The organism is Halocynthiibacter sp. (assembly GCF_049608145.1).
GTDB lineage: Bacteria > Pseudomonadota > Alphaproteobacteria > Rhodobacterales > Rhodobacteraceae > Halocynthiibacter.
The window spans coordinates 1-2,612 of sequence record NZ_JBMYXF010000103.1 but is presented as its reverse complement, the minus strand read 5'-3'; the positions used below and the strand labels follow the sequence as shown (position 1 = coordinate 2,612).

Here is a 2,612-nt window from a genome sequence, read left to right as displayed (position 1 = left end):
GGCACGTCAGGGTCTTTGATCACCTCAACGATTTTTCCTGCGGCTTCACAGCCGGCAAGAAAAATCACCATCCCCATCAGGCAAAGCAGTTTTGTAAACGCAGACCTCATTCGTCATCCTCCAGATCCGCGTCACCATACAGTTCGTGCGACCGCATGATGCCTTGATATTCATGCTGGAACACTTCCCAGAACAACATCTGAAGACCCTTCTGACGGGTCGATTTCAACTCAGAGAAATAGGCTTTGTACATATCCCAGCACCAGGCATCTTTTTCCATTCCACTTTCCGGTGCTGCATCGGGCGTATATGACCGGAAACGCCGTTCCAACGCGCGTGGCAAAAGTGCTGTCAGAACGGAATCCAGAGCCTTATCAATAGCCACCTCTGTTGCGTTCTGATGTGCGTCCAGATGTTCAACGGTTTCCTTCACGGCCGCAGGGGCTGACAGATGCACAGCGCCACGTTTGGCAAACAAAGCGTGCAGGGCTTCGTCCGTGTTTTCACTGAAACGCAGCGGGTTATCTTCCACTGCATGCAGGTGCATGGTGGCCAATGGGAAACGCCCACTGCTGTCCTGACGCGACACATAGATCTTGTTCAGACCGCCCACCGCGGCGCGCAATGCCCCCCCAATATCGGCAAGCGTGCGACTTGCTTCTTCAGATGACATATCGCCCAAAGGCAAGCCAAGTGCGCGGGTCAGTGGACGCAGGGCCACATGATCCACCGGATGTTCCAGATGCACAGACGCCGCATCTGGGGATACGGAAAATTCATCATCTTCAAAACCGTATTTATCGGTGCTGACCTTGCGGGGCGTCAAAGATGCCATGGTCGAATTGGTGTTGTCGGGTTGGGTGGTCACTGTTTTTTCTTCCCTGGTCACAGAGTTCAGATCGTCGCCAAGACGGTTTTCTTCTTTGGGGCGGTTACGGCGCATGTTTTCATCCAACGCACTCAGCGGATCGATGACCGCACTGCGCCCGACATTTTCATTCAATGCATCCAGCGGATCACGTACATCAGCAGCGGGTGTTACATCCGCAACCTCTGATGCTTCGGAATAGACACCATCAATGACCAGTGCCTCGCCGTCACCGCTGGCTTCGGTGGCAAAATTTGTCAGGTTAGACACTTCGGCACGCGTATCTCCATTCGCACTTTTGCCACAGCGCACCAGACATTCCAGGTCACCGACCTTCAGCGTGTCTTTGTCCGACAGTATAACCGGGCGGCCCGGCGTGATCGCAGCTTTCGCTCCATTGATATGGATCGCCATGCCGGACAGCGGTTCAATCGTGAACTCGCCATCTTGTGCCATGATCCGTGCGGCGGTGTCTGTCACGCTGCCGGAAAGATCCTGAATATGCCAGGACGCATCCGGCGTGCCGCCGATGATCCCGCCTCGCTGGGAAAAGGTAAAAGACAGCGCCAGGGCAGGAACCACGTCCTGCACGTTCATAATCTGCAAAGTTGCTTTCATAGTATCCCTCTTCCTTATGCCCGCATCTGAAGGACCACAGGTTTTAATTCCTGCCCGCCCCCGTCACCGGAAAATGTTGTCCATCCGAGATCTGATTTCGCTTCTTCACCTAGGGTGAATTCGGGCGTTTGATCCTGTTGAAAATGCAGTTCCAGATCGTAAGCCAACTGATCTTTCAGCAGAAATTCCACGAGTTCTTTCAAACGCGGATAATCCCGCCCACTGGGCAGGAAGTCCCGGAACCGCCGGAAGCTCAGATCTTCGAAAACGATAGTAAATTTACCGGCGACGTCTTTCACATGATCTCCGATGGTCATGTCGTGTCCCAGAGTCATATTCGCCATGCCCATCTTGCTGCGCTGATCTTCAGGGATTGTGACAAGGCGATGTTCCACCTGGCGGATCCAAACCTTTGGCAGCGCAAAAGAGTGCGCAATCACACCCGCGATCATTTCAGCAGAACGCGTCCGGCCCGCAACAATGCCCAGATAAGTCAGAAGTTTGGCCCAGGGAATGCCTGCCGCACCACGTGCTTCTTTACCACCGATCCCGATCAGCGAGAACATCCAATCCGAAAACTGATCCGTCGCGCCAGGGCGATACCGTATAAAATAGCGATACTTGCGCCAGGACAGATAGAACAGCCAGATCAAACGGTTCGAGAAAAAGTCGTTAAAACTTTGCTGAACACCTTCTTCACCCTGGCTCCAGACAGCGGTTTCCAACATATGGGGCGGTAAGGGCGACGACGCGCCATGCAGACCCAGAAAGTTCACAGTCATCGCAACGGAACGATCACCATCGGTGTTTTCCAGTTCTTCCACTTTGACAAGGTCACCCGCGGGGAACCCCATGCCGGGATCGACGCGAAACATAAGGTTTTCAACACCTTGTTCCTGCAGTGCGCGTTCTTCGACCTCATGACCAAGCTCACCCAGAATCAGTTCAACCGCCTGGAAAAATGCAAACTTCGGTGCATCGGCTTCCAGCGTGGAAAGCAGTTTAGGGTCTATATCAGGGGTTGATTGCCGATACGCGCCGTCCATCGATACACCTCCCCTGCTTCTAAACCCTGCACTTCCAATTCGTGGAAAGAGTTAATGGTTGCGTAAAGCGCGAAGAATTC

At 53.5% G+C, this 2,612-nt stretch carries 2 protein-coding genes; both read right to left on the bottom strand.

Annotation, left to right across the window (positions count from 1 at the left end):
* Positions 1-106 precede the first annotated feature (106 nt).
* Entirely contained in the window at positions 107-1,486 is a 1,380-nt protein-coding gene (tagH, locus tag ACPGUT_RS15955; protein ID WP_423993094.1) for a type VI secretion system-associated FHA domain protein TagH, read from the bottom strand.
* Positions 1,487-1,500: 14 nt separating this feature from the next.
* The gene (gene tssG, locus ACPGUT_RS15950) at positions 1,501-2,532 is read right to left on the bottom strand and encodes a type VI secretion system baseplate subunit TssG (protein WP_423993092.1); all 1,032 of its coding nucleotides are present in this window, start codon (positions 2,530-2,532) and stop codon (positions 1,501-1,503) included.
* Between the last annotated feature and the right edge of the window lie 80 nt (positions 2,533-2,612).